The organism is Streptomyces sp. NBC_01428, from assembly GCF_036231965.1.
Classification (GTDB): Bacteria; Actinomycetota; Actinomycetes; order Streptomycetales; family Streptomycetaceae; genus Streptomyces.
On sequence record NZ_CP109499.1, the window covers coordinates 4,308,966 to 4,333,254 of the forward strand.

Sequence of the window (24,289 nt, forward strand, 5' to 3'; positions counted from 1 at the left end):
TTCGCCCGGCGGGCCCGCGCCGCCCCTCCCCGCCCCAGCCGCTGGACCGCAGGCGTGCCGCGCCGCCCCGCCCGCTGGACCACAGGCGGGAGGCGTGGGCCCGCCGGGTGGCCCACCCCAGGCGCCGTGCCTCCGGAGGCGCGCGCCTCGCGTCCGCGCATGCGAAAGGGGCTGCCCCAGGACCGTGGTCCTGGGGCAGCCCCTGTCAGGCGAACCCGGAGGTTACGCCTCCTTGCTCAGGTTGGGACCGGCGCCGCCGGCCGCCTGCTCGATCGGCGGGACGTCGGGCAGTGCCGACTTCTCCTCGCCGCGGAAGGTGAAGGCCTTCGCGTCGCCCTCGCCCTCCGAGTCGACGACCACGATGTGGCCGGGACGGAGCTCGCCGAAGAGGATCTTCTCGGAGAGGACGTCCTCGATCTCGCGCTGGATGGTCCGGCGCAGCGGCCGGGCGCCCAGCACGGGGTCGTAGCCCTTCTTCGCGAGGAGCGACTTGGCACTCGGGCTGAGCTCGATGCCCATGTCCCGGTCCTTCAGACGCTCGTCCACCTTCGCGACCATGAGGTCGACGATCTGGATGATGTCTTCCTCGGTCAGCTGGTGGAAGACCACCGTGTCGTCGACACGGTTCAGGAACTCGGGGCGGAAGTGCTGCTTCAGCTCCTCGTTGACCTTGGCCTTCATCCGGTCGTAGTTGCTCTTGACGTCGCCCACGGCCGCGAAGCCGAGGTTGAAGCCCTTGGAGATGTCCCGCGTGCCGAGGTTGGTCGTCATGATGATGACCGTGTTCTTGAAGTCCACGACCCGGCCCTGGGAGTCGGTCAGGCGACCGTCCTCCAGGATCTGCAGCAGCGAGTTGAAGATGTCCGGGTGGGCCTTCTCGACCTCGTCGAAGAGGACGACGGAGAACGGCTTGCGGCGGACCTTCTCGGTCAGCTGGCCGCCCTCTTCGTAGCCCACGTAACCGGGGGGCGAACCGAAGAGACGCGAGACCGTGTGCTTCTCGCTGAACTCCGACATGTCGAGGGAGATCAGCGCGTCCTCGTCACCGAAGAGGAACTCCGCGAGGGTCTTCGACAGCTCCGTCTTACCGACACCCGAGGGGCCGGCGAAGATGAAGGAACCACCGGGACGCTTCGGGTCCTTCAGACCCGCTCGCGTACGACGGATCGCCTGGGAGAGCGCCTTGATGGCGTCCTTCTGGCCGATGACCCGCTTGTGGAGCTCGTCCTCCATGCGCAGCAGACGCGAGGACTCCTCCTCGGTCAGCTTGAAGACCGGGATGCCGGTGGCCGTGGCGAGGACCTCGGCGATGAGCTCGCCGTCGACCTCGGCGACGACGTCCATGTCGCCGGCCTTCCACTCCTTCTCGCGCTTGGCCTTCGCCGCCAGCAGCTGCTTCTCCTTGTCGCGGAGAGACGCCGCCTTCTCGAAGTCCTGGGAGTCGATGGCCGACTCCTTGTCGCGGCGCACGCCCGCGATCTTCTCGTCGAACTCACGGAGGTCCGGCGGCGCGGTCATCCGGCGGATGCGCATCCGGGAGCCCGCCTCGTCGATCAGGTCGATCGCCTTGTCGGGCAGGAAGCGGTCCGAGATGTACCGGTCGGCGAGCGTCGCCGCCTGCACCAGGGCCTCGTCGGTGATGGAGACGCGGTGGTGTGCCTCGTACCGGTCGCGCAGGCCCTTGAGGATCTCGATCGTGTGGGGGAGGGAAGGCTCCGCCACCTGGATCGGCTGGAAGCGGCGCTCGAGGGCCGCGTCCTTCTCGAGGTGCTTGCGGTACTCGTCCAGCGTGGTGGCACCGATGGTCTGCAGCTCACCGCGGGCCAGCATCGGCTTCAGGATCGAAGCCGCGTCGATGGCGCCCTCGGCGGCACCCGCACCCACGAGCGTGTGCAGCTCGTCGATGAACAGGATGATGTCGCCGCGGGTGCGGATCTCCTTGAGCACCTTCTTCAGGCGCTCCTCGAAGTCACCGCGGTAGCGGGAGCCGGCGACCAGCGCGCCGAGGTCGAGGGTGTAGAGGTGCTTGTCCTTGAGGGTCTCGGGCACCTCGCCCTTGACGATGGCCTGGGCGAGGCCCTCGACGACGGCGGTCTTGCCGACGCCGGGCTCACCGATCAGGACCGGGTTGTTCTTCGTACGGCGGGACAGCACCTGCATGACCCGCTCGATCTCCTTCTCGCGCCCGATGACCGGGTCGAGCTTGGACTCACGAGCGGCCTGGGTGAGGTTCCGGCCGAACTGGTCGAGGACCAGGGACGTGGAGGGGGTGCCCTCGGCGGGACCGCCACTGGCGCCGGCGGTCTCCTTGCCCTGGTAGCCGGAGAGCAGCTGGATCACCTGCTGCCGCACCCGGTTGAGGTCTGCGCCCAGCTTGACCAGGACCTGGGCGGCGACGCCCTCGCCCTCACGGATCAGGCCGAGCAGGATGTGCTCCGTGCCGATGTAGTTGTGGCCCAGCTGAAGGGCCTCGCGGAGCGACAGCTCCAGGACCTTCTTGGCACGGGGGGTGAAGGGGATGTGACCGGAGGGGGCCTGCTGGCCCTGCCCGATGATCTCCTCCACCTGCTGGCGGACCGCCTCGAGCGAAATCCCGAGGCTCTCCAGGGCCTTAGCGGCGACACCCTCACCCTCGTGGATCAGGCCCAGGAGGATGTGCTCGGTGCCGATGTAGTTGTGGTTGAGCATCCGGGCTTCTTCCTGAGCCAGGACGACAACCCGCCGCGCGCGGTCGGTGAACCTCTCGAACATCGTTAATCGCTCCTCAGAGCGGTCAGGCAGTAAGGGGACGCTCCCCTCCCTGTCCTTCCGCAGCTTAGTCCCGCAAGCGGGGACCGCTCATTCCAACTGCCGACACCGTCCTTGGCCTCCTGACCCCGAACGCCGACATCTGCCTCAACCTGATGGTGCGAGACGATGTTCCCGCAGGCCAGGCAGATACCCTCACCACCTGTACGCCGATGGCGAACGTGAGATGCCGGTTTCCTGCGTGTCGCCCCTCCCACTAGGGATGTCTTACCCGCACGCACGGACAGTCCATGCCGCGCGCACCGGTTCCCTCCGCTACGGGCGAACACCCATGCCCCGCCGAACGCTTCCGCACGCCCGTTTGTCCGGAACTCTGTGCGCCCGCGGGGACACCCAGCGTAACTCCGGGGGTGTTCCGGCGGTTGCTCCTTGCATGGTTCCCACCGTTCCCCTTCCCCGTCGGCCGCTCGACCCGGGTGATCCGGTCGATCCGGTGCAGCAGTGGTACGAGAACGAACTGGGCTGGGCGACCGTGCCCGGTCCGCCGGCGCGGCTCGTGACGGGGGTGCTCTTCGACGTCCTGGAGGGACCGGCCGAGGCGGGGTTCGCGGCGCTGCGCCATCTCGGGCCCGGGTCCCCGGTGGTTCTGCACGGGGACCGGATGGGGCTGCTGGTGGCCGCGGGGAGCGCGGAGGAACTGCCGGGGCTGCTCGACTGGCTGGAGTGGGGCGGCCTGGCGCTGGACCTCACGGCGGTCGGCGAGGGCGGCAGTGTCGAGGCTCCCCCGCCGCCGGGTCCGGGTACCGCGCCGGCCGGAGGGGAGACGCGGGAGGGCCCGCGAGGGGCCGCCCGCTGGTTGCGGCCCCCCGAGCCCGGCTGTGCGGTGCGACCGGCACTGCCGACGCTGTCGGCACTGGGCGGCGGGGCCGTCGGCGGGGGCGTTGGGGGCGCCCCCGATCTCGTACGAGTCGTGCAGACGATGGCGACGCAATGTCACCGGGTGCGGCTGGGGCGCGTGAGCGCTCAGCCGTTGACCTCTTCGTACTTCTCGCGAATCGACGCGGGAACACGGCCGCGGTCATTGACCTCGTAGCCGTTCTCCTTGGCCCAGGCGCGGATCTGCGCGGTGTCCTGGCTGCCGCCGGAAGTGGCGCGCGCCTTTCCGCGTCCGCCCGAAGCACGGCCTCCGGTACGACGGCCACCCTTCACGTAGGGCTCGAGAAGGCCACGGAGCTTGTCCGCATTGGCGGTCGTGAGATCGATTTCGTACGTCTTGCCGTCCAGCGCGAACGTCACGGTCTCGTCCGCCTCGCCACCGTCGAGGTCGTCGACAAGAAGTACCTGAACCTTCTGTGCCACCGGATTTCCTTTCATCGATAACTTCAAGGGCAAGGAGGGTCTGCGGCGGCCGCCGTTTCGCCGTCCCTTGTTATATGCAGTACTGCAGTACGTCGGAAAGCAAACCGCTTTTGCTGCAAAAACACAAACCCCTGGCAGAGACTCAGTGGACAGCGACCGCCGGGAAAGATGCGCGTTTCGGACATAGGGCACCTGGGCATGGCGCTCGGCCGGAATAGCCGACAGCGATCACAGATGCAGAAGCATCCGGCTGTTGCCCAAGGTGTTCGGTTTCACCCGTTCGAGACCGAGGAACTCCGCCACACCCTCGTCATAGGAACGCAGGAGCTCGGCGTACACCTCGGTGTCGACAGGAGTCTCACCGATCTCCACGAAGCCGTGCTTGGCGAAGAAGCCGACTTCGAAGGTGAGACAGAAAACCCGCCGAACGCCGAGCCACCGGGCGGTCTGCAGCAACTTCTCCAGCAGTTGGTGACCCACCCCGAGGCCCTTGACCGTCGGGTTCACGGCGAGAGTGCGGACTTCCGCGAGGTCTTCCCACATGACGTGCAGCGCACCGCAGCCGACGACCTCGGCGTTGTCGTCGCGTTCCGCGACCCAGAACTCCTGGATGTCCTCGTAAAGAGTGACCGTGGGTTTGTCGAGGAGGATGCGGCGGCGCACGTTCGCGTCAAGGAGCCGGCGTACGGCCGCGACATCGCTGGTCCTGGCCCGCCGGACGGTGAGGGCTTTTGCGGCGACTTCGGGATGCTGTGCCGGAAGATCTGCTGGAACCTCTGCGGGATGCTCTGCTGGCATGAGCGGACGCTATCGCCCGGAGCCGTCCTCGTGGGCGGCGGGGTTCTCCTCGGACGGCTCGGCCGCCGCCGGCCTTTCGGCGGCTTCGGAACCGGGCGGTTCGGGGAGTTCGGGCCCTTGCACCATGCGTACGGCATCCCTGAGAGCGACCCGTTGTTCCTCGCTCATCATCCCGAAGAAGGCGACCAGAGCGGCCGCCGGGTTGTCGCTCTGCGACCAGGCGTCGTTCATGAGGGCGGCGGAGTAGGCGGCTCGCGTGGAGACCGCTTCATATCGATAGGCCCGGCCTTCCGCCTCCCGGCGGACCCAGCCCTTCTGATGGAGATTGTCCAAAACGGTCATCACCGTGGTGTACGCGATGGACCGTTCCTGTTGAAGGTCTTCCAGGACTTCCCGAACGGTCACCGGGCGGTTCCACTTCCACACCCGCGTCATGACCGAGTCTTCGAGTTCTCCCAATGGGCGAGGCACAGTCCAGAACAATAGTGGGAGAGAGTCAACAAAAAGGGCGTACGACTCGAAGAACGTATGAAACACATGAAACGTCCGAGTCGTACGCCGGGCAGGGCGCGGTTCGTGTCGGGGCGGCCGTGTGCCGCGGAGCCCCGGGCGGGCGCCGCACGGGGGTGGCGCCCCGGAGGGGTCAGACCCCGGCGTCCTTGGGGCCCGAGGCCTGCTGGGCGCTCTCCGCGCGCGCGAGGACGGCGTCGACGGCCGCGTCCTCCTTGGCCTTGTTGGCGCCGCCCTGGGTCTTCACGATCGTCACGATGAGCCCGATGAAGAAGACGGCCATCACGACGGGGGGCACGAGCGCGGAGACGTAGTCCATGCCTCCAGAGTAGCCAGGGGGCGCCATGCCGATGTCTCGGGGTCGGCGACCGGGGTCAGCCCGCCGCGAGCTGCTGCGGAGGGTTCGCCGGGGGCGGTCCCGACTTGCGGCGCGGCGGGAAGACCTCACCCGGGGTGGGAATGGGGCGGTCCGTGCGCGGGGTCCTGGACGGGGGCCGCGACGGGGGTTTCGGCTCAGCCGTCTTCTCCGGCCGGTCGGCGGACCGGCCTCCGGGCAGCGCCAGCAGCCGGGTGCGGGACGCCGGCACCGACGGGACCGCCGCGACCGAGCGGTCCGCGAGCCGGGTGCGTACGTCCTGCTCGGCGAGAACCCGGCAGCGGTCCAGCAGGGCCGCCGCGGCGGGGTTGCCGCGCAGCGCGCGGAGGGCGGCGAGGTCGTCGGGGTTCGGCCGGTAGCCGGCCGCGAGGACCTCCTCCAGGAGCACGAGGTATCCGCCGGCGGTGCCCGGCAGCGCGGCGCGGTAGCGGGCGAGGTCCGCCAGCAGGAAGGCCCGCAGTCTGGCCCCCTCGTGGAGCGCCTCGTCGACGGACTCGGCGAGGCGGAGGCAGTCCTGGACGTCCTCGGCCGAGACGGGACTGGGGTGCAGGGCAAGGGCGAGAGCGCGACGGAGCACACGCAGCTCCTCCGCACCGAACGCCATGCCGCCGTGGGATCCGTAGGGCGTGGGCATGCGGCGACGATACGCGCTAATCAGACAAAAGCCGCATAGCGAAAGAAATATGGCGCGCCTCGTTCGGGAGCGGTCATCGGAGAACACCGGGGCGGGGGTCCACGGGAACTCTCCGGGTAAGTCCGCGGGCAACGACATGGCGGAGATTCCGGGAACAGGTCGCGCACAACGTCGCGGATGCCGAAGAACCTGAAGAAGCAGAAGAAGCCGATGCCGAAGGAGTCGTATTTCGGGAAGGCGCGGCAGCGGCGCGTCAATTCCGAAGGAGTTCGGGGCGATGCTCCGGGGTCCGGCCGGTGGCCGGACCCCGGGGGCTCACATGCGGGAGACGTTGCGCTCGTAGACCAGGCGCAGGCCGATCAGGGTCAGCCACGGTTCGTGTTCGTCGATCACCGAGGACTCGCCGAGCACCATGGGGGCGAGGCCGCCCGTGGCGATGACGGTGACGTCCTCGGGGTCGTCGGCGAGCTCGCGCGCCATCCGGTTCACGACACCGTCGACCTGGCCGGCGAACCCGTAGATGATCCCGGACTGCATGGCCTCGACGGTGTTCTTGCCGATCACCGCGCGCGGCCGGGCCACCTCGATCTTGCGGAGCTGCGCGCCCCGCACGCCGAGCGCCTCGACGGAGATCTCGATGCCGGGCGCGATGACACCGCCGATGTACTCGCCCCGCGCGCTGACGGCGTCGAACGTGGTCGCCGTGCCGAAGTCGACGACGATCGCCGGTCCCCCGTAGAGCTCGACGGCCGCGACGGAGTTGATGATCCGGTCGGCGCCGACCTCCTTCGGGTTGTCCGTGAGGATCGGCACGCCGGTCTTGACGCCGGGCTCGACGAGGACGGCGGGGACATCGCCGTAGTAGCGCCGCGTCACCTCGCGCAGTTCGTGCAGCACGGACGGGACGGTGGCGCAGATCGCGATGCCGTCGATGCCGTCGCCGAGCTCCTCGCCGAGCAGCGGGTGCATGCCCATGAGGCCCTGGAGCAGCACGGCGAGCTCGTCGGCGGTGCGGCGCGAGTCGGTGGAGATGCGCCAGTGCTCGACGATCTCCTCCCCGTCGAAGAGACCGAGGACCGTGTGGGTGTTGCCTACGTCGATGGTCAGCAGCATGGCCGGGGTTACTCCGCCGCTCGCAGGTCGAGACCGATGTCCAGGATCGGCGAGGAGTGCGTGAGCGCGCCCACGGCCAGGAAGTCGACGCCCGTCCTCGCGTACGCCCCGGCGTTCTCCAGGGTGAGCCGGCCCGACGCCTCCAGGAGGGCCTTGCCCTCGACGACGCCCACCGCCTTCTCGCACTCGTCGGGGGTGAAGTTGTCCAGAAGGATCAGGTCGGCGCCCGCGTCCACGACCTCGCGGAGCTGGTCCAGGGTGTCGACCTCGACCTCGATCGGGAGGTCCGGGAAGGCTTCCCGTACGGCCTTGAAGGCCTGGGCGACGCCGCCCGCGGCGACCACGTGGTTGTCCTTGACCAGCGCGGCGTCCGAGAGGGACATGCGGTGGTTGACGCCGCCGCCGCAGCGCACGGCGAACTTCTCCAGGGCGCGCAGGCCCGGCGTGGTCTTGCGGGTGTCCCGGACGCGGGCCTTCGTGCCCTCCAGGGCGTCCGCCCACGCGCGCGTGGCGGTCGCGATGCCGGACAGGCGGCACAGGATGTTGAGCGCGCTGCGCTCGGCGGTCAGCAGGTCGCGGGTGCGGGTGGTGACGCTGAGCAGCGTCTGGCCCGCCTCGACACGGTCGCCGTCCTCGACGTGCCGCTCGACCTCGAACTCGTCCGTGCAGACCACCGAGAGCACCGCCTCGGCGACCCGCAGGCCGGCGACGACGCCCGCGTCCCGGGCGGTGAAGTCACCGGTGGACACGGCGTCCTCGGACACGGTCGCGACGCTCGTCACGTCCACCCCGTGGTCGAGGTCCTCCTGGATCGCCACGTTGGCGATGTCCTCGACCTCCAGGGGGTCGAGTCCGGCGTCGGCGAGGAGCTGGGCGAGCGCGGGGTCGAGGCCGCACTCCAGGTACTCCTCGTCCGTTTCGGCGCCGCAGCCGCAGCCGTCGCCGCAGCCGCCGCTCTGGACGAGGGGAAGGTCGGGGGTGCTCACTTCGGTCACTGCTCCTGGGGACGGGACGGGGGCGCCTGACGAGGCTGCCGGGTCGTCGGGGGGAAGTCTGCGGTATCGGTGGTCCGGACCGCGAGTGTCCGGTCGGGATTCAGCCGTACGACGATGTGGCGGCGCCAGTCCGTGTCGTCCCGGTCGGCGTGGTCCTCACGCCAGTGGCAGCCGCGGGTCTCCTCGCGCAGGAGGGCGGCGGCGACCAGGACGCGGGCCACGCACAGCAGGTTGGTCGCCTCCCAGGTGTCGACGCCCGGCTCGGAGGTCTTGCCGTTCTCGTCGAGGGCGTCCCGCGCCTCGCTGTGCAGCCGCTGGAGCTGGTCGGCCGCGGTCGCGAGGGACGCGGCGGAGCGCAGCACACCGGCGCCGCCGGTCATGATCCGCTGGATCGCGAACCGGGCCTCGGGGGCGAGCAGCGGGTGCGCGGGCTTCTCGGGGTGCGGGACCGGCTCGGGCACGCGCGCGTGGAGGCCGTTCGCGGCGTGGCTCGCCGCGATGTCGGCGGCGATGCGCTCGGCGTAGACCAGGCCTTCGAGCAGCGAGTTGGAGGCGAGCCGGTTGGCGCCGTGGACGCCGGTGCAGGCGACCTCGCCGCACGCGTACAGGCCGGGGACGGTGGTGTGGCCCCGGGCGTCGGTGCGGACGCCGCCGGAGGCGTAGTGCGCGGCCGGGGCGACCGGCACGGGCTCGGTGACCGGGTCGATGCCGTGGGCGCGGCAGGCGGCGAGGATGGTCGGGAAGCGGTGCTCCCACATGTCGGCGCCGAAGTGCCGGGCGTCGAGGAACATGTGCTCGGCGTCCTGCTCCTGCATGCGGCGCATGATGCCCTTGGCGACGATGTCGCGGGGCGCCAGCTCGGCCAGCTCGTGCTGGCCGACCATGAAGCGCACGCCGTCCGCGTCGACCAGGTGGGCTCCCTCGCCGCGGACCGCCTCGGAGACCAGCGGCTGCTGGCCCTCCGCGTCGGCCCCGAGGAACAGCACCGTCGGGTGGAACTGGACGAATTCGAGGTCGGAGACCTCGGCGCCGGCGCGCAGGGCGAGGGCCACGCCGTCGCCCGTGGAGACGGACGGGTTGGTGGTCGCGGAGTAGACCTGGCCCATGCCGCCGGTGGCGAGGACCACGGCGGGCGCGTGCACGGCGCCCACGCCGTCGTGCTGGCCCTCTCCCATGACGTGCAGGGTGACGCCCGCGGTGCGGCCCTCGGCGTCGGTGAGGAGGTCGAGGACGAGCGCGTTCTCCACCGTGGTCAGGCCGCGCGCGCGGACCGCGTCGACGAGGGCCCGGGAGATCTCGGCGCCCGTGGCGTCGCCGCCCGCGTGCGCGATGCGCCGGCGGTGGTGACCGCCCTCCCGGGTGAGTTCGAGGCCGCCCTCCGAGGACTCGTCGAAGTGGGCGCCGGTCGCGATGAGCCGGCGGACGGCGTCGGGGCCCTCGGTGACGAGGATGCGCACCGCTTCCTCGTCGCACAGCCCGGCGCCCGCCACGAGGGTGTCGTCGAGGTGCTGCTCGGGGGTGTCGCCGTCGCCGAGGGCGGCGGCGATGCCGCCCTGCGCCCAGCGGGTCGAGCCGTCGTCGAGGCGGGCCTTGGTGACGACGACGGTGCGCAGGCCCGCGGCCTCGCAGCGCAGGGCCGTGGTCAGCCCGGCGACGCCGGAGCCCACGACCACGACGTCGGCGGTGAGGGCCCAGCCGGGAGCGGGCGCGTGCAGGCGTATGCCGGTGCCTGCGGCGGTGTCTGAACCTGTGCCTTTGCCGGTCACGAGGCGGCTCCGAAGGTGAGGGGGATGTTGTCGATCAGCCGGGTGGTCCCGACCCGGGCGGCGACGGCGAGGACCGCCTCGCCGGTGAAGTCGTCCTGGATGTCGCTGAAGTCGGACGGGTCGACGAGGGCGAGGTAGTCCAGGGTCAGCGGCGGGTTCATGCGGGCCGCCTCGTCGAGGACGAGCCGGGCGGCCGAGCGGACGCCGACGGGTCCGCCGGGGGCGGCCTTCGCGACGGCGTGCGCGTCGGCCGCGGCCCGGGACTCGCCCAGGGCGCTGAGGGCCTCGGCACGCGCGCGGGTGGCGGGCACCTCGCGGGCCCGGGCGCGCAGCGCCTCCTGCGCGGCGTGCCGGTCGCGGCCCGCGAACAGGGCCTGCGAGAGGGCGAGGGCGGTGCGCCGCTCCGTCGCCGCCAGGTAGCGGTTGCGGCTGGAGAGGGCGAGGCCGTCCTCCTCGCGCACCGTGGGCACGCCGACGATGTCCACGCCGAAGTTCAGGTCGCGGACCATGCGCCGGATCAGCGCCAGCTGCTGGGCGTCCTTCTGCCCGAACAGGGCGGCGTCCGGGCGCGTGAGGTGCAGGAGCTTGGCGACGACGGTGAGCATGCCGTCGAAGTGCCCCGGCCGCGCGGAGCCCTCCAGGAGTTCGCCCATCGGTCCGGCGGAGATCCGGACCTGCGGTTCGCCGCCGGGGTAGACCTCGTCGACGGAGGGCGCGAACACGACGTCCGCACCGGCCAGGCCGGCGATCTTCAGGTCGGCGTCGAGGGTGCGCGGGTAGCGGTCGAGGTCCTCGCCCTGCCCGAACTGGAGGGGGTTCACGAAGACGGTCACGACGACCTCGCCGTCGTCGCCCGCGATCTCCCGGGCGGTGCGGACCAGGGTGGCGTGCCCCTCGTGGAGGGCGCCCATCGTCATGACGACGGCGCGGCGGCCCGAGCGGGCGCGCTCGTGCAGCTCGGCGGCGGTGCGCAGCAGCGCGGTGGTCATCGGGTGTCTCCCTCGGTCCCCTGGGTGCCGTCCGCTCCGTCGGCGAGTACGCCGAGGAGGTCCTCGGCGAGTTCCGGCTTGAGCAGTCCGTGGGCGAGCGCGCGGTCGGCCGTCGCGCGGGCCATCGCGAGATAGCCGGCGACGGTCTGCGGCGCGTGCTCGCGCAGTTCGGCGACGTGCGCGGCGACCGTGCCGGCGTCACCGCGCGCGACGGGTCCGGTGAGGGCCGCGTCGCCCGATCGCAGGGCGTTGTCCAGCGCGGCGCCCAGCAGTGGGCCGAGCATCCGGTCCGGGGCCTCGACACCGGCGGTGCGCAGCAGCTCCATGGATTCGGCGACCAGGGTCACCAGGTGGTTGGCACCGAGGGCGAGGGCCGCGTGGTAGAGCGGCCGGGACTCCTCGGCGATCCACTCGGGCTCGCCGCCCATCTCGATCACCAGGGCCTCGGCGGCCAGCCGCAGTGCGTCGGGCGCGGTGACCCCGAAGGAGCAGCCGGCGAGCCGCTGGACGTCCACCGCGGTACCGGTGAAGGTCATCGCGGGGTGCAGCGCGAGCGGCAGCGCGCCCGCCCTGAGGACCGGGTCGAGGACACGCGCGCCGTACCGGCCGGAGGTGTGCACGACGAGCTGGCCGGGGCGGACTGCGCCGGTCTCGGCGAGTCCCTCGACGAGACCGGGCAGGGCGTCGTCCGGGACGGTCAGCAGCACCAGTTCGGAGCGCTCCAGGACCTGCGCCGGGGAGAGCAGCGGCACGTCGGGCAGCAGCTGCGCCGCGCGGCGCCGGGAGGCGTCCGAGACGCCCGAGACGGCCACCGGGCGGTGGCCGGCGAGCTGGAGCGCCGCGGCGAGCGCGGGGCCGACACGGCCGGCGCCGACGACGCCGACGGCGAGCCGCGCGGGGCGGTCCTTGGGCTCTGACTGCGGGAATGTACTCACTCGACGGCGGCCTTCCGTTCCAGTCCGCTCCGGGTACCGGACGATTTCTCGTCATGTTAACGCGATTGCCTCGGGGGGCGTTCGGTCGTCCACAGGCTGTGGGTGCCCGCGGACGGCCCCGGCATCCGGTCCCTCGACCGCGCGGGCATGATCTGCGCAGGTCAGGGGTGTGCGGAAAATTCGAGATGACCGGCCGGGCAGGCTCAGGACATCATCCAGGGATGAGCGACAGGGCGGCAGAGACCGGTACGGAGCCTGCGGAGCAGGCCGGGGAAGAGGCGGCACGGCTGTCTCCCAAGGAGCGGTTCGAGCGGCGCGCGGTCGCCTGGAAGAAGGCGGAGCGGGTGCTGTGGCGGCCCAGCTACCAGCAGACGCTCCGTGAGCGCCTGGCGTGGCTGGGCGAGGCCGCCGAGGAGACGTACGACCTCGACGGACGGGTCGACATGTACGGCGACGGCATCGTCGAGGCCCTGGAGGAACGCGTCGCCGGGCTGCTGGGCAAGGAGGCCGCGGCGTTCTTCCCGACCGGCACCATGGCCCAGCAGGTCGCGCTGCGCTGCTGGGCGGGCCGCACCGGGAACCCGACGGTGGCCCTGCACGCCCTCAACCATCCGGAAGTCCATGAGCGGCACGCGTTCAGCCAGGTCAGCGGCCTGCGCCCGGTGCGTCTGACGGACGAGCCCCGGATGCCGACCGCCGAGGAGGTACGGGACTTCCCCGAGCCGTTCGGCGCGCTGATGCTGGAACTGCCGCTCAGGGACGCCGGTTTCGTCCTGCCCACCTGGGAGGAGCTGACCGAGGTCGTGGAGGCGGCGCGCGAACGCGACGCGGTGGTCCACTTCGACGGGGCCCGCCTCTGGGAGTGCACCCCGCACTTCGGCCGCCCCCTCGACGAGATCGCCGGCCTCGCGGACAGCGTGTACGTGTCGTTCTACAAGTCCCTCGACGGCTTCGGCGGCGCGGCGATCGCGGGCCCCAGGACGCTCGTCGACGAGGCGAAGACCTGGCGGCACCGCTACGGCGGCATGATCATCCAGCAGTTCCCGACCGTCCTGTCCGCCCTCATCGGCCTGGAGCGGGAACTGCCCCGGCTGCCGGAGTACGTCGCCCACGCGCGCGTGGTGGCCACCGCCCTGCGCGAGGGGCTCGCCGAGGCCGGGCTGCCGTGGGCGCGCGTCCACCCGGAGGTGCCGCACACCCACCAGTTCCAGGTCTGGCTGCCGTACGCCCCGGACGTTCTCGGCGACGCGGCGCTGCTGCAGACCGAGGAGACCGGGACGGGCCTGTTCGGCCAGGGCTGGGCGCCCGGCGGCCCGGGCCTCTCGCTCACCGAGGTCACCGTGGCCGGGCCGGGCCTGGAGTGGACGGCCGACGACGTGAAGGCGGCCGTCCGCGCGTTCGTGAAGCGGCTGCCCGCGCGTTCATGAGGCGGCTGCCCGCGCAGGCGTGACGCGGCTGCCCGGCGCGGTCGCCGGACGGCCGGCCTCGCGGGTCCGGGGTCAGCGGGCCGGGTGGTGGCGCCCTCCGTGGAACCACCGGCCCAGCGCGCCCCGGATCCGCCCCCGCGCCGGACGCCCGGCCACGACCGCCCGGAAGCGCCGGTACTCCCGCACTTCGCGCACGGTCTCGGCGTCGTGGGTGCCCGGCGCCGGAGGGGCGGGCTCCCCGTGCTGCGCGGCCCGGTAGGTGTCCAGGAGGTACTGCTGGGTGATGCTCATGACGGATCGCCTCTCGGGACGGTGACGGGATCCGAAGGCCCGCGCGCAAGGCCCTGCTCATCCCAGGTTGCGCCTGATCACGACGGGTGTCCCGTCGGCCGGGGGGCCGCGGTCGATCGGCGGCGGCCGCTGTCGGTGGCGGGGTGCACCATGGGGGCATGAGCGTGCGTATCGACGTCGGCGGGCTGCGGCCGGAGCAGATCCGTTTCGTGCCGTCCCCGCTGGCCGAGCTGGGCATGGCGCTGCACGCGCTCGCGGAGCCGGGCCACCACCCCGGTCTCCAGGGCTGGGCGACCGGCGTGACCGCCGGGCTCGACCCGCACCTCGCGGACCGCATGTGCGAGGCGGACTTCCTGTGGCGTACGACGTTCTCGGACCTGTTCCTGCCCTGCGCGGGCGTCCCCGGCGGGGCCACCCTGCCCGGCGGAACACTCGCCGAGGACCTGGACCTGCTCGACAAGCTCACCGACGAGCAGTTCGTGGACGCGGCCCTGGAGTTCACCTCAGCGCTGGCGTACAGCTCCGCGGGACCGCACGCCCTCACCGATCCCGAGGTGCGCCGCAGGGCCGTCGACCTGGCCGCCTCGCGCGGCCCGCAGCAGACGCGGTTCACCGAGCGGCTGCTGGCGGACCCGCCGGGCGTCCGGGCCTGGCTGCGACAGTTCCTGGAGGACTGCGACGAGGCCTTCTTCGCCGAGACCTGGTCCCGGCTGCGCCATCCGCTGGCCGCCGAGGCCCGGCACCGGACCGAGCTGCTCCGCCGCAGGGGCCTGGCCGAGACGCTGTCCTCCGTCTCCTCCGCGCTGTCGCTGGACGAGACGGCGGGGCGCATCGTCGTCGACAAGCTGACCGAGGGGCACACGGTCACGGCGGACGGCGGTCTGCTCCTCGTCCCCACCAGCCTCGGCCGCCCGCACCTGATGGTCCTGCACCGGTACCGCTGGCAGCCCGTGCTGCACTACCCCGTCAGCTCCCCCGACCTGGCCGTGCCGCCCTCCGTGGAGCAGCTCACCCTGCGGATGACCGCCCTGTCCCACCCGGTCCGGATGCGCATCTGCCGTCACCTGGCGCGCAGCGCGTACACCACCGGCGAGCTGGCCCACGTGCACGGCATGACCGCGCCGGAGATATCCCGGCACCTGGGCGTGCTCAAGAAGGCGGGCCTGATCACCACCCGGCGGCGCGGCCGGTACGTGCTGCACCAGCTGGACGTCGGCGTGGTCGCCCGGCTGGGCAGCGACTTCCTGGAAGGCCTGCTGCGCTAGGGCCGACCACCGGTGGCCGTGCGGAAGGGATCGTGTGGACGGGATCCCGCGGACGGGCGCCGGAGGTCAGTCGAAGCGGATGTGGCGCGCGCTCGTCCACGCGCGCCGCAGCCGCCCGCGGACGAGCCCGTCGCGGTTCGGCGTGAGCGTCAGGCCCGCGAGGACCGCGATCCGGTCGGCGGTCCGCGCGACCGTCGTCCGGTCGGTCCACAGATGCTCGGCGAACTCCGGTTCGCGCAGCCGCTCCAGGCAGTGGTCGAGCTGCTCCACGGCCCAACTCTCGCGCCGCAGCGGGGCGTCCTTCCCGGCGACGTACCGCAGCAGCCGCCCGAAGCCGCGCTCCCGCAGCCGCCCCAGGACGGTCTCCCGCTCGGCCAGCAGCGTGAAGTGCCGTACGTCGTGGCCCAGTTCGCGCAGGCGGCCGACCGTCTCCGCGAAATAGCGCGGATCGGTCACCGTCATGGGCGCGATGACCACACCGTCGTGCCGGCCGAGCGTGAGGTCGAGCACCTCGACGACGCCCTGCCGCCAGGACGCCAAGTCCTGGAAGTCGCCGCGCAGTTCGGGCGGCAGCATCCGGCGCAGACCGAAGCCGGGATGTTCCGGGTCGCAGAGGACACTGCCGGGCAGCCGGCGCCGGATCTCGTGTGCGGTCTGTGTCTTGCCGCCCCCGAAGGGGCCGTTGATCCACAGGAGCATGCGCAGACCCTAGTGGGCGCCGGTCACGCCCCGGTCACGCCTTCGGCCCCGGGCGCCGTGCGGGTCAGCCGAGCCCGCCGGCCCGGACCAGGCCCGTCTCGTACGCGAGGACGACGACCTGGACCCGGTCGCGCAGCCCCAGCTTCGTCAGGATGCGCCCCACATGGGTCTTCACGGTGGCCTCGGAGAGGACGAGCCGCGCCGCGATCTCGCCGTTCGACAGGCCCTGCGCGACGAGGATCATCACCTCGCGCTCCCGCTCGGTGAGCCGCTCCAGGCCCTTGTGCTGGGGCTCCTTGCCCGTGTTCGGCAGCATCGGCGCGAACCGGTCGAGCAGCCGCCTCGTGGTGGACGGCGCCACCACCGCGTCACCGCTGTGCACGGACCGGATGGCGGCGAGCAGCTCCCCGGGCGGCACGTCCTTGAGCATGAAGCCGGAGGCGCCCGCCTTCAGCCCGGAGAACGCGTACTCGTCGAGGTCGAAGGTGGTGAGGATCAGCACCTTCGGCGGGTTCGGGTCCGAGCAGATGCGGCGGGTCGTCTCCACGCCGTCCAGCTTCGGCATGCGGACGTCCATCAGCACCACGTCGACCGCGGTCGCGCTCAGCACCTGGAGGGCCTCGACGCCGTCGCCCGCCTCGGCCACGACCTCCATGTCCGGCTGGGCGGCGAGCACCATCCGGAAGCCGGTGCGCAGCAGCACCTGGTCGTCGACGAGCATTACGCGGATCGCCATCGGGGTCCTTTCACTTCGTGCGGATCACCGTACGGATCAACCTACGGTTCGAGCGTGTGTACAGGTGTCAGTGGGCCGGTTTGAGCGGCAGCAGGGCGCTGATGCGGAAGCCTCCACCCGGGCGCGGCCCGGCGTCCAGGGTGCCGCCGACCATGCCGATGCGCTCCCGCATGCCGATCAGGCCGTGGCCCTGCCCGTCGGCGCCCCCGTCCTCGTACAGCTCGTGGGGTGCGCCCTTGCCGTCGTCCTCGACGAGCAGGCCGAGGCCGTCGTCGAAGTAGACCAGGCGGACACTGGCCCCCGCGTTCGGTCCCCCGTGCTTGCGGGTGTTGGTGAGCGCCTCCTGCACGATGCGGTACGCCGTCAGCTCCACGCCGCTGGGCAACGGGCGCGGGGTGCCCTCCACCTTGAAGTCGACGGGGAGACCGGACGCACGGCACTGCTCGATGAGATCGTCGAGCTGCTCGACGTCGGGCTGCGGCACGTACTCGCCGACCTCCTGGTGCTCGCCGGTGCGCAGGACGCCGAGCAGGCGGCGCATCTCGGCGAGGGCCTGGCGGCCGGTCCCGGAGATGGTCTCCAGTGCCTTTTTGGCCTGGTCCGGGGCGGTGTCCATGACGTAGGCGGCGCCGTCGGCCTGGACCACCATCACCGAGACGTTGTGCGCGACGACGTCGTGCAGCTCACGGGCGATCCGGGCGCGCTCGGCGGCGACGGCCACCTTGGCCTGTGCCTCGCGCTCCTTCTCCAGCCGGGCGGCGCGCTCCTCCAGCTGGGCGAGGTAGGCCCGGCGGGTGCGGATCGAGTCGCCGAGCACCCAGGCGAGCGCGAACGGAACGGTCTGGAAGATCGCTATGAGGACGCTGCCCAGGGCGCCCGACTCGTTCGCCGGCCAGCGCAGCTGCGCGAGCGTGCCCGCGCACAGGCCGCCGACCAGCGCGAACCGCGAGGCCCAGCGCGCGCCGTCCGCGGCGACCGTGTAGATGATCACCAGCATCGCGAAGTCGGCGGTCATCACCTCGACGTCGACGACGAGCTGCACGAAGCCCATGGCCGCGGCCAGGACGAGCATCTTCTCCGGCATCCGGCGGCGCAGCGCGACCGCCACGCACAGGAAGAAGGCGATGGGCAGCGACTCGGCGATCGACCCGTGGTGGTCCGCCGCCCCGTCGACACTGACGATGTTCACGCCGGTGATCCCGAGCAGGGCGACGGCCCAGAAGCTGTCGACCCATGTCGGGTGCCTGCGGAGAAAGTCATAGAGGCGCTGCACGTAACCCAGAGTAGGGAAGCGTGCAGTGTGCAGGGGTCAACCGGAGGACCGATCCGGGACCGCCTCTCGTACTCCCCAAGGTGGAGGCCCTCCCGTACCCGGCGCTTAATGTGGGCCGGTGACAGCGACGACAGGCCTCAGGGCGAACGGCCGGTGGCGCGGGTGGCGCGAGGCGACACACGAGGCGCTGTACGGGCCCGCCGGCTTCTACCGCAGGCCCGAGGGGCCCGCGGGGCACTTCCGGACCTCGGTGCACGCGTCGCCGCTCTTCGCGGAGGCCGTGGCGCGGCTGCTGTGCCGTCTGGACAGCGCGCTCGGCCGGCCCGGGGAGCTGGCGTTCGTCGACATGGCGGCCGGCCGCGGCGAGCTGGCGGCCGGGGTGCTCTCCGCTCTCCCCGCCGAGGTGGCCGCCCGCGTGCGCGCGTACGCGGTGGAGCGCGCCGGCCGTCCCGCCGGTCTGGACGCCCGGATCGCCTGGCGCGCCGAGCCGCCGCGCGGGATCACCGGGCTGCTCTTCGCCAACGAGTGGCTGGACAACGTGCCGGTCGACGTCGCCGAGGTGGACACGGAGGGGGTGCCGCGCCTGGTCCTCGTGGGCGACGACGGCTCCGAACGCCTCGGGGAGCCGGTCGGCGGCCCGGACGAGGAGTGGCTGCGCACCTGGTGGTGGCCGCCGTCCGCCGGCCCTTCCGAGGGCTCACGTGCCGAGATCGGGCTGCCCCGGGACCTGGCCTGGGCCGACGCGGTGGCCTCGCTCGACCGGGGGCTCGCGGTCGCCGTCGACTACGCCCACTTCGCCGGGCAGCGGCCGCCCTTCGGGACCCTCACCGGGTTCCGCGACGGACGGGAGACGGCACCGGTGCCGGACGGTTCGTGCGACATCACCGCCCATGTGGCGCTGGACGCGTGCGCACGGCCCGGAGGGCACCTGACGACGCAGCGCGCGGCGCTTCGGGCGCTGGGCGTGAGCGCCGCGCGCCCCCCGCTCACGCTCGCGTCGACGGACCCCGCCGGCTACGTCCGTGCCCTCGCGGGCGCCGGGGCGGCGGCGGAACTCACCGCGCCGGGCGGCCTCGGGGACTTCGGCTGGCTGATCCGTCCCGTCGGCCTCCGGGACACCGCCGAATCCGTCGCCGCGGAGGGCGACCCCTTCGCGGCGCTACTTGTCGATGTCCCCGACGACGAAGAACAGTGACCCGAGGATCGCCACCATGTCGGCGACCAGCGTGCCGGGCAGCAGCTCGGTGAGCGCCTGGATGTTGTTGTACGACGCGGAGCGCAGCTTCAGCCGGTACGGCGTCTTCTCGCCCTTGCTGACGAGGTAGTAGCCGTTGATGCCGAGCGGGTTCTCGGTCCACGCGTACGTGTGGCCCTCGGGCGCCTTCAGGACCTTGGGCAGCCGCTGGTTGATCGGCCCGGGCGGCAGCTCGGCGAGCCGGTCCAGGCAGGCGTCCGCGAGGTCCAGGGAGACGTGGGTCTGCTCCAGGAGGCACTCGAAGCGGGCCAGGCAGTCGCCCTCCTGCCGGGTGACCACGCGCAGGGTGTCCTGGAGCTCCCCGTAGGCGAGGTAGGGCTCGTCGCGGCGCAGGTCGAAGTCGACACCGGAGGCGCGCGCGACGGGACCGCTCACTCCGTAGGCGTGCACGGCCTCCGCCGAGAGGGCGCCCACACCGCGGGTCCGCCCCCGGAAGATCTCGTTGCCGAGCACCAGGTCGTCGTACACGCCCATCCGCGAGCGCAGCGCGGCGACGGAGGCACGCGCGCGGGTGGCCCATCCGGCCGGGAGGTCCTCCTTGAGGCCGCCGACCCGGTTGAACATGTAGTGCATGCGCCCGCCGGAGATCTCCTCCATGACGTGCTGCAGTTCCTCGCGCTCCGTGAAGGCGTGGAAGATCGGGGTGATCCCGCCCAGCTCCAGGGGATAGGACCCCAGGAACATCAGATGGTTGAGGACGCGGTTCAGTTCGGCGAGGAGCGTGCGGGTCCACACCGCGCGCGCGGGCACCTCCATACCGAGCATCCGCTCCACGGCGAGGACGACGCCCAGCTCGTTCGAGAAGGCGGACAGCCAGTCGTGGCGGTTGGCCAGCATGATGATCTGGCGGTAGTCGCGCGCCTCGAAGAGCTTCTCCGCGCCGCGGTGCATGTAGCCGACGACCGGCTCCGCGTGCTGGATCCGCTCGCCGTCGAGCACGAGCTTCAGCCGCAGCACACCGTGCGTGGACGGGTGCTGGGGGCCGATGTTGAGCACCATGTCGGTGCTCTCCGCGGCGCCGCCGATACCGACCATGGTCTCCGTCGTAGGAGTCATGGACACAGTCTGTCGTACGTACGCTTGCCCCATGGAGACGGGGAGCACGCAGACGGCCGAGAACGCGACGCCCGAGCCGGTCTGGACGGGGCTGCCCCCGGGGCTGCTGCGGATGCGCCGACTGCTGCTGGTGGTGTGGCTCGGGCTGCTGACGGTCGCCGTCGGGGTGCTCCTCGGCGTGTTCGCGGGCCCCGGCTGGGCCCTGTTCGCGCTGCTCCCGCTCGCCGTGGCCGGATGGGGCTGGCGCATGCTGGGCCGCAACTGGCGCTCCTGGCGGTACGCCGAGCGCGCCGACGACCTGCTGATCAGCCGGGGCGTGCTGTGGCGTGAGGAGACCGTGGTGCCGTACGGGCGCATGCAACTGGTCGAGGTGACCTCCGGGCCGGTGGAGCGGCACTTCGGGCTGGCCAGCGTGCAGCTGCACACGGCGGCCGCCGCCACCGACGCCTGCATCCCCGGGCTCGACCCGGCCGAGGCGGAGCGGCTGCGCGACCGGCTGACCGAGCTCGGCGAAGCCCGATCGGCGGGCCTGTGAGCACGGCCTCCCCGGGGCCCTCGGGTCCCCCGCCCGCCGTGCCCGGGAGTCCGGCCGCCACGACCGCGCTGCCGGACGACGGCGCCGTGACCGGACAGGAGCCGTCGTCCGAGCGCCGACTGCACCCCGTGACGCCGTTCCGGCGGGCCTGGGCACCGGTCGCCGTGATCGCCGGCTGGGCCGTCCACGACCCCAACCAGGCGCAGGAACAGCTCACCCGGCTCACCACGACGGCGCTGCTCGTCGGGCTCGCCGTGATCGTGCCGGGCGCGGCCCTGTACGGCTTCCTGAGCTGGTGGTTCACCCACTTCGCGGTGACGGACACGGAACTGCGCATCCGTACGGGGCTGTTGTTCCGCCGCACCGCGCACATCCGGCTCGACCGGCTCCAGGCCGTCGACGTCACCCAGCCGCTGCTGGCCCGTGTCGCGGGCGTCGCCAAGCTGAAGCTCGACGTGGTCGGGGCGGACAAGAAGGACGAACTGGCCTACCTGGGCGAGAGCGAGGCCCGCACGCTCCGTGCCGTGCTCCTCGCCCGCGCGGCCGGGTTCACGCCCGAGGCCGCCCGCGAGGTCGGCGAGGCACCGGTGCGGCGGCTGCTGCACGTGCCGCCCGGAGTCCTCGCCGTCTCCCTGGTGCTGACCGGCGCCACCTGGGGCTCCCTGGCCGCCGCACTCGTCGTACCGCCGCTGCTGTGGTTCGCCACGCACAGCGTGTGGACGGTCCTCGCGACCGGCCTCCCGCTGCTCGGCGCGGCGGGCGCGAGCAGCGTGGGGCGGTTCGTCGGCGAGTACGACTGGACGGTGGGCGAGTCCCCCGACGGGCTGCGCATCGACCACGGGCTCCTGGACCGCGCGCACGAGACGGTGCCGCCCGGCCGGGTGCAGACCGTGCGGATCGTCGAGCCGCTGCTCTGGCGGCGGCGCGGCTGGGTCCGCGTGGAACTGGACGTGGCGGGGTCGTCGAACTCGGTCCTCGTGCCGGTCGCTCCGCGCGAGGTGGCCGAGGCCGTGATCGCCGCGGTGCTGCCCGGGGTGACCGTCCCGGCGGCCCTGGACCGGCCGCCGCGGCGGGCCCGCTGGTGCCTGCCGTTCTGGTGGCGGGGCTACGGACTCGCCGTCACCGACACGGTCTTCGCGGCGCGGCACGGCCTGCTCCGGCGCAGCCTCTCGCTGGTCCCGCACGCGAAGGTGCAGAGCGTCCGGCTGACGCAGGGGCCCTGGGAGCGGTTCAAGGGACTCGCCGACGTGCACGTCGACACGGGCGCGGGCAAGACGGTGACGGCACGGCTGCGGGACACCGCCGAGGCGAGGGCACTGCTTCAGGCGCAGGCGGACCGATCCCGCACGGGACGGCGGGAGGCCCGGCCGGACCGGTGGATGGCCTGACGGGGCGCAGCAACTGAACGGCGTGGGGCGGATACGGGTGCGACCGGCGCGGGCTCCGACACGGGTACGCCCGCGCGCGTGGCCCGGAAACGAGCGCCACGCGTGCGTGCCCATCACGTCCGGGCGGTGACAGCGGTGAGGGCAGTGGCACGACGCCCCTGCCCTCACCGCTGTCAGCCGAACCGAACGGGCGAGCCGCTCAGGAAGCCGCGCTCCGCAGGCCCGCCACGTCGATCTGCTCGGTCTCGTCGTGCGCGGTCAGGTCGATGACCTGGCCGGCCCCGAGCGAACCCTCGCTCGCGGTCTTGAACCCGGACTCCGCCTCCGCCTTGTGCAGGGCGAGCGCCTCCTGGCCGACGACGTCGGCCAGGTCCTCGTTCTGCACGGCCTCCATCGCGGCGGCGTCGGAGGCCTCCTTCTGCGTACCGAAGAAGTCGAACCCGCCCTCGACCGAGGGGCGTCGCACCGGCGCGGTGGGCGGGACGACGGCCACGGCGGTCGGAACGGTGAAGTGCCCGGACCGCTTCGCGGGCTCGGCGGCCTTGACGGGGTGGTGCTGCCGGGCCGCCGGAGCCGGCACGGCGTCCGGTACCGCCGGAGCGGCGGAGCCGGACGGGGTGGCCCGGGGGGCCGGGCGGGACGGCGAAGGCTTGGCCTCGGCGGCCGCGCGCTGATGCCCGCCGACCGCCTCGGGCTTCCCCTGCGCCCCACCGTCCTCCACGCCGGCGCCCGAGGACGGGTCCGGTCCGGCGGAAGGGCCGGCGTCGGACGGGGTTGCCGCCCCGCCGCGTGAAGCGCCCTTCGGGGGCTCGGTGTTCGTGGTCCCGGCCTTCGGGCCGGTCGTGCGCTGCCGGGCCGCCGCGCTCTTGCGGGCCGCCGCGTCCTTCACGGCCGCGTCGAGCGCGGACTCGCCGGGCTCGGCGCCCTGCGAGGTGGTGGCCTGTGCCGGGTCCGCGCCGCCTTCGGCATCCGCGTCCGTGTCGGGCGCGGCATCGGGGTCCGGGTCGGCGTCGGGATCGGTGTCGCTGTCGGGCTCCGCCACGGCGACCGCGCCGGGAGCCGCCGTTTCGGCGCTCTCCTTCTGCGGACCACCGCTCGATATCCGGTTCAGCGCGGCGCCCGCCCGCAGGAACAGCCCCGAACCGGCCGGCGAGAAGACCTCACCCGTCGTGTCGGCGTCGGCGGTCGCTCCGGCCTCGGCATCGGTGCCGGTGCCGGTGTCGGTGTCGGTGTCGGCTGCGGAGCCCGCCGTACCGGTGTCCTCGGACGGCGCGTCGTCCCCGGCCGCCGTGCCGCCGTCCTCGGCGTCCTCCGGCGTCGTGGAGTCTGTCGTGTCCGTCGTGTCCGTCGTGTCCTTCGTGTCGTCCCGCGTGCCCGTCGCCGGGTCGGCGCCGTCGGCCTGCGGGGCCGCCCCCGCCTCGGCGGACCGCTCGCGCTCGTCCTCCGCGTCCGGAGCCTCGGCGACGCCGAAGAATCCCGCCGGGTCAACGGGTTCCGGGACGGCCGTCTCGTCCGGAGCGGTCCGCGCGGCCGGGAGGGCACGCGTCGGGACCGACGCCTCTATGGCGAGCTGCCGGCGGCCCTCCAGGGCGGTCGCCCGCTCCGTCTCCGCGGTCGCGTACCGCCGCAGCAGCGCCGCGTGTTCGTTGCGCAGGCCGGCCAGCTCGGTGCGCTTGGCACGCAGCTTGTGCTCCAGCTTCACGCGCAGCTCGCGCGACTCGTCGAGGTCGGTCTCCAGTTCGGCGACCCGCTCGTCGTGACGCCACTCGTCGCTCGCCCGCGCGCGCGTGAGGTCGGCGACGCGTTTGCCCGCCGCGGTGTCCCAGCGGCGCATCACGACCGCACCGGCGACCGCCGTCACCGCGGCACCCGCGGCCAGCACACGGAGCACGGCCGGCTCCGTGAACAACCAGGGCCCCACGGCACAGACGAGCGACACGCCGGCGATCGCCGAAGGAGGCAGCAGCCTGTGCAAGGGCGGGGAATGGCGGTGGCGTCCACGTGGCATGGCCAGAAACTTACCGCGCGTAGGCGAATCGTGGTGCCCCGCACGGTAAAAACACAGCCACCCCGGAGGCTTTGTCGCGTACCGGCCGCCGACAGGACGTGTCCCTTGTCCCGCAAGGGCCGTCGCAAACCAG

The 24,289-nt window shown here is 72.6% G+C and carries 23 protein-coding genes; 6 read left to right on the plus strand and 17 right to left on the minus strand.

What is annotated here, in order from left to right:
* Positions 1-222: 222 nt before the first annotated feature.
* Entirely contained in the window at positions 223-2,751 is a 2,529-nt protein-coding gene (locus tag OG406_RS18675; RefSeq protein WP_164372946.1) for an ATP-dependent Clp protease ATP-binding subunit, read from the minus strand.
* A gap of 430 nt (positions 2,752-3,181) precedes the next feature.
* Here OG406_RS18675 and OG406_RS18680 point away from each other — a divergent pair, with 430 nt between their 5' ends.
* Entirely contained in the window at positions 3,182-3,841 is a 660-nt protein-coding gene (locus tag OG406_RS18680) for an SCO3374 family protein (RefSeq protein WP_164372945.1), read from the plus strand.
* Here the strand turns inward: OG406_RS18680 and OG406_RS18685 are convergent.
* The 10 genes from OG406_RS18685 to OG406_RS18730 form a co-directional block, all read right to left on the minus strand.
* Positions 3,772-4,107, minus strand: coding sequence for a histone-like nucleoid-structuring protein Lsr2 (locus OG406_RS18685; protein ID WP_081218632.1), 336 nt, complete (start codon positions 4,105-4,107; stop codon positions 3,772-3,774). The genes OG406_RS18680 and OG406_RS18685 overlap by 70 nt on opposite strands.
* A gap of 228 nt (positions 4,108-4,335) precedes the next feature.
* Complete coding sequence (locus tag OG406_RS18690; RefSeq protein ID WP_081218631.1) at positions 4,336-4,905, minus strand: amino-acid N-acetyltransferase; 570 nt, start codon at positions 4,903-4,905, stop codon at positions 4,336-4,338.
* Between the two features lie 9 nt (positions 4,906-4,914).
* The gene (locus OG406_RS18695; protein WP_164372944.1) at positions 4,915-5,376 is read right to left on the minus strand and encodes a BlaI/MecI/CopY family transcriptional regulator; all 462 of its coding nucleotides are present in this window, start codon (positions 5,374-5,376) and stop codon (positions 4,915-4,917) included.
* A gap of 172 nt (positions 5,377-5,548) precedes the next feature.
* Positions 5,549-5,734: a hypothetical protein gene (locus OG406_RS18700; RefSeq protein ID WP_266847580.1), complete on the minus strand. Its 186-nt coding sequence runs from the start codon at positions 5,732-5,734 to the stop codon at positions 5,549-5,551.
* A gap of 55 nt (positions 5,735-5,789) precedes the next feature.
* Positions 5,790-6,425, minus strand: a complete 636-nt coding sequence (locus tag OG406_RS18705) for a hypothetical protein (protein ID WP_329186764.1) — start codon at positions 6,423-6,425, stop codon at positions 5,790-5,792.
* A 315-nt stretch (positions 6,426-6,740) separates the two neighbouring features.
* A complete protein-coding gene (locus OG406_RS18710; protein ID WP_164372942.1) occupies positions 6,741-7,538 on the minus strand; it encodes a type III pantothenate kinase in 798 nt (265 codons plus the stop codon).
* Positions 7,539-7,546: 8 nt separating this feature from the next.
* Positions 7,547-8,524, minus strand: coding sequence for a carboxylating nicotinate-nucleotide diphosphorylase (nadC, locus tag OG406_RS18715; protein WP_164373009.1), 978 nt, complete (start codon positions 8,522-8,524; stop codon positions 7,547-7,549).
* A gap of 5 nt (positions 8,525-8,529) precedes the next feature.
* Positions 8,530-10,299 (minus strand): L-aspartate oxidase, encoded by a 1,770-nt coding sequence (locus OG406_RS18720; RefSeq protein ID WP_326842655.1) that lies wholly within the window; start codon positions 10,297-10,299, stop codon positions 8,530-8,532.
* Complete coding sequence (gene panC / locus OG406_RS18725; protein WP_329186767.1) at positions 10,296-11,288, minus strand: pantoate--beta-alanine ligase; 993 nt, start codon at positions 11,286-11,288, stop codon at positions 10,296-10,298. The genes OG406_RS18720 and panC overlap by 4 nt, the downstream gene beginning before the upstream one ends.
* Positions 11,285-12,223, minus strand: coding sequence for a Rossmann-like and DUF2520 domain-containing protein (locus OG406_RS18730; RefSeq protein WP_164372939.1), 939 nt, complete (start codon positions 12,221-12,223; stop codon positions 11,285-11,287). The genes panC and OG406_RS18730 overlap by 4 nt, the downstream gene beginning before the upstream one ends.
* A 221-nt stretch (positions 12,224-12,444) precedes the next feature.
* Here OG406_RS18730 and OG406_RS18735 point away from each other — a divergent pair, with 221 nt between their 5' ends.
* Positions 12,445-13,650: a threonine aldolase family protein gene (locus tag OG406_RS18735; protein WP_329186769.1), complete on the plus strand. Its 1,206-nt coding sequence runs from the start codon at positions 12,445-12,447 to the stop codon at positions 13,648-13,650.
* Between the two features lie 72 nt (positions 13,651-13,722).
* On the opposite strand, the gene OG406_RS18740 is transcribed toward OG406_RS18735, so the two are convergent.
* Positions 13,723-13,941 carry a hypothetical protein gene (locus tag OG406_RS18740; RefSeq protein ID WP_329186771.1) on the minus strand — a complete coding sequence of 73 codons (219 nt, stop codon included), beginning with the start codon at positions 13,939-13,941 and terminating at the stop codon, positions 13,723-13,725.
* Positions 13,942-14,099: 158 nt separating this feature from the next.
* Between OG406_RS18740 and OG406_RS18745 the strand changes: the two genes are divergently transcribed.
* Positions 14,100-15,206, plus strand: a complete 1,107-nt coding sequence (locus OG406_RS18745; RefSeq protein WP_266615448.1) for a DUF5937 family protein — start codon at positions 14,100-14,102, stop codon at positions 15,204-15,206.
* 66 nt (positions 15,207-15,272) lie between these two features.
* Here OG406_RS18745 and OG406_RS18750 read toward each other — a convergent pair whose 3' ends face one another.
* From OG406_RS18750 to OG406_RS18760, 3 genes are all read right to left on the minus strand, one after another.
* Positions 15,273-15,905, minus strand: a complete 633-nt coding sequence (locus OG406_RS18750; RefSeq protein WP_266615446.1) for an AAA family ATPase — start codon at positions 15,903-15,905, stop codon at positions 15,273-15,275.
* 64 nt (positions 15,906-15,969) lie between these two features.
* On the minus strand, positions 15,970-16,641 hold the full coding sequence (locus OG406_RS18755; protein WP_081218619.1) for a response regulator transcription factor: 672 nt from the start codon (positions 16,639-16,641) through the stop codon (positions 15,970-15,972).
* Between the two features lie 67 nt (positions 16,642-16,708).
* The gene (locus OG406_RS18760; protein WP_266615442.1) at positions 16,709-17,914 is read right to left on the minus strand and encodes a sensor histidine kinase; all 1,206 of its coding nucleotides are present in this window, start codon (positions 17,912-17,914) and stop codon (positions 16,709-16,711) included.
* A 118-nt stretch (positions 17,915-18,032) separates the two neighbouring features.
* Here OG406_RS18760 and OG406_RS18765 point away from each other — a divergent pair, with 118 nt between their 5' ends.
* Complete coding sequence (locus OG406_RS18765; RefSeq protein WP_329186777.1) at positions 18,033-19,109, plus strand: SAM-dependent methyltransferase; 1,077 nt, start codon at positions 18,033-18,035, stop codon at positions 19,107-19,109.
* Here the strand turns inward: OG406_RS18765 and OG406_RS18770 are convergent.
* On the minus strand, positions 19,074-20,225 hold the full coding sequence (locus OG406_RS18770; RefSeq protein ID WP_164372932.1) for an NADH-quinone oxidoreductase subunit D: 1,152 nt from the start codon (positions 20,223-20,225) through the stop codon (positions 19,074-19,076). The genes OG406_RS18765 and OG406_RS18770 overlap by 36 nt on opposite strands.
* Positions 20,226-20,256: 31 nt before the next feature.
* Between OG406_RS18770 and OG406_RS18775 the strand changes: the two genes are divergently transcribed.
* Entirely contained in the window at positions 20,257-20,760 is a 504-nt protein-coding gene (locus tag OG406_RS18775; protein WP_267051468.1) for a PH domain-containing protein, read from the plus strand.
* Between the two features lie 68 nt (positions 20,761-20,828).
* Complete coding sequence (locus OG406_RS18780) at positions 20,829-22,148, plus strand: PH domain-containing protein (protein ID WP_329190871.1); 1,320 nt, start codon at positions 20,829-20,831, stop codon at positions 22,146-22,148.
* Between the two features lie 199 nt (positions 22,149-22,347).
* Here OG406_RS18780 and OG406_RS18785 read toward each other — a convergent pair whose 3' ends face one another.
* Positions 22,348-24,156, minus strand: a complete 1,809-nt coding sequence (locus tag OG406_RS18785) for a hypothetical protein (protein WP_443067087.1) — start codon at positions 24,154-24,156, stop codon at positions 22,348-22,350.
* Positions 24,157-24,289: the final 133 nt, after the last annotated feature.

Coding starts and splice junctions, on each gene's coding strand:
- OG406_RS18675 (WP_164372946.1), bottom strand. CDS start 2,751: ATGTTCGAGAGGTTCACCGACCGCGCGCGGCGGGTTGTCGTCCTGGCT.
- OG406_RS18680 (WP_164372945.1), top strand. CDS start 3,182: ATGGTTCCCACCGTTCCCCTTCCCCGTCGGCCGCTCGACCCGGGTGAT.
- OG406_RS18690 (WP_081218631.1), bottom strand. CDS start 4,905: ATGCCAGCAGAGCATCCCGCAGAGGTTCCAGCAGATCTTCCGGCACAG.
- OG406_RS18700 (WP_266847580.1), bottom strand. CDS start 5,734: ATGGACTACGTCTCCGCGCTCGTGCCCCCCGTCGTGATGGCCGTCTTC.
- OG406_RS18705 (WP_329186764.1), bottom strand. CDS start 6,425: ATGCCCACGCCCTACGGATCCCACGGCGGCATGGCGTTCGGTGCGGAG.
- OG406_RS18710 (WP_164372942.1), bottom strand. CDS start 7,538: ATGCTGCTGACCATCGACGTAGGCAACACCCACACGGTCCTCGGTCTC.
- panC (WP_329186767.1), bottom strand. CDS start 11,288: ATGACCACCGCGCTGCTGCGCACCGCCGCCGAGCTGCACGAGCGCGCC.
- OG406_RS18735 (WP_329186769.1), top strand. CDS start 12,445: ATGAGCGACAGGGCGGCAGAGACCGGTACGGAGCCTGCGGAGCAGGCC.
- OG406_RS18740 (WP_329186771.1), bottom strand. CDS start 13,941: ATGAGCATCACCCAGCAGTACCTCCTGGACACCTACCGGGCCGCGCAG.
- OG406_RS18745 (WP_266615448.1), top strand. CDS start 14,100: ATGAGCGTGCGTATCGACGTCGGCGGGCTGCGGCCGGAGCAGATCCGT.
- OG406_RS18750 (WP_266615446.1), bottom strand. CDS start 15,905: ATGCTCCTGTGGATCAACGGCCCCTTCGGGGGCGGCAAGACACAGACC.
- OG406_RS18755 (WP_081218619.1), bottom strand. CDS start 16,641: ATGGCGATCCGCGTAATGCTCGTCGACGACCAGGTGCTGCTGCGCACC.
- OG406_RS18770 (WP_164372932.1), bottom strand. CDS start 20,225: ATGACTCCTACGACGGAGACCATGGTCGGTATCGGCGGCGCCGCGGAG.
- OG406_RS18775 (WP_267051468.1), top strand. CDS start 20,257: ATGGAGACGGGGAGCACGCAGACGGCCGAGAACGCGACGCCCGAGCCG.
- OG406_RS18785 (WP_443067087.1), bottom strand. CDS start 24,156: ATGCCACGTGGACGCCACCGCCATTCCCCGCCCTTGCACAGGCTGCTG.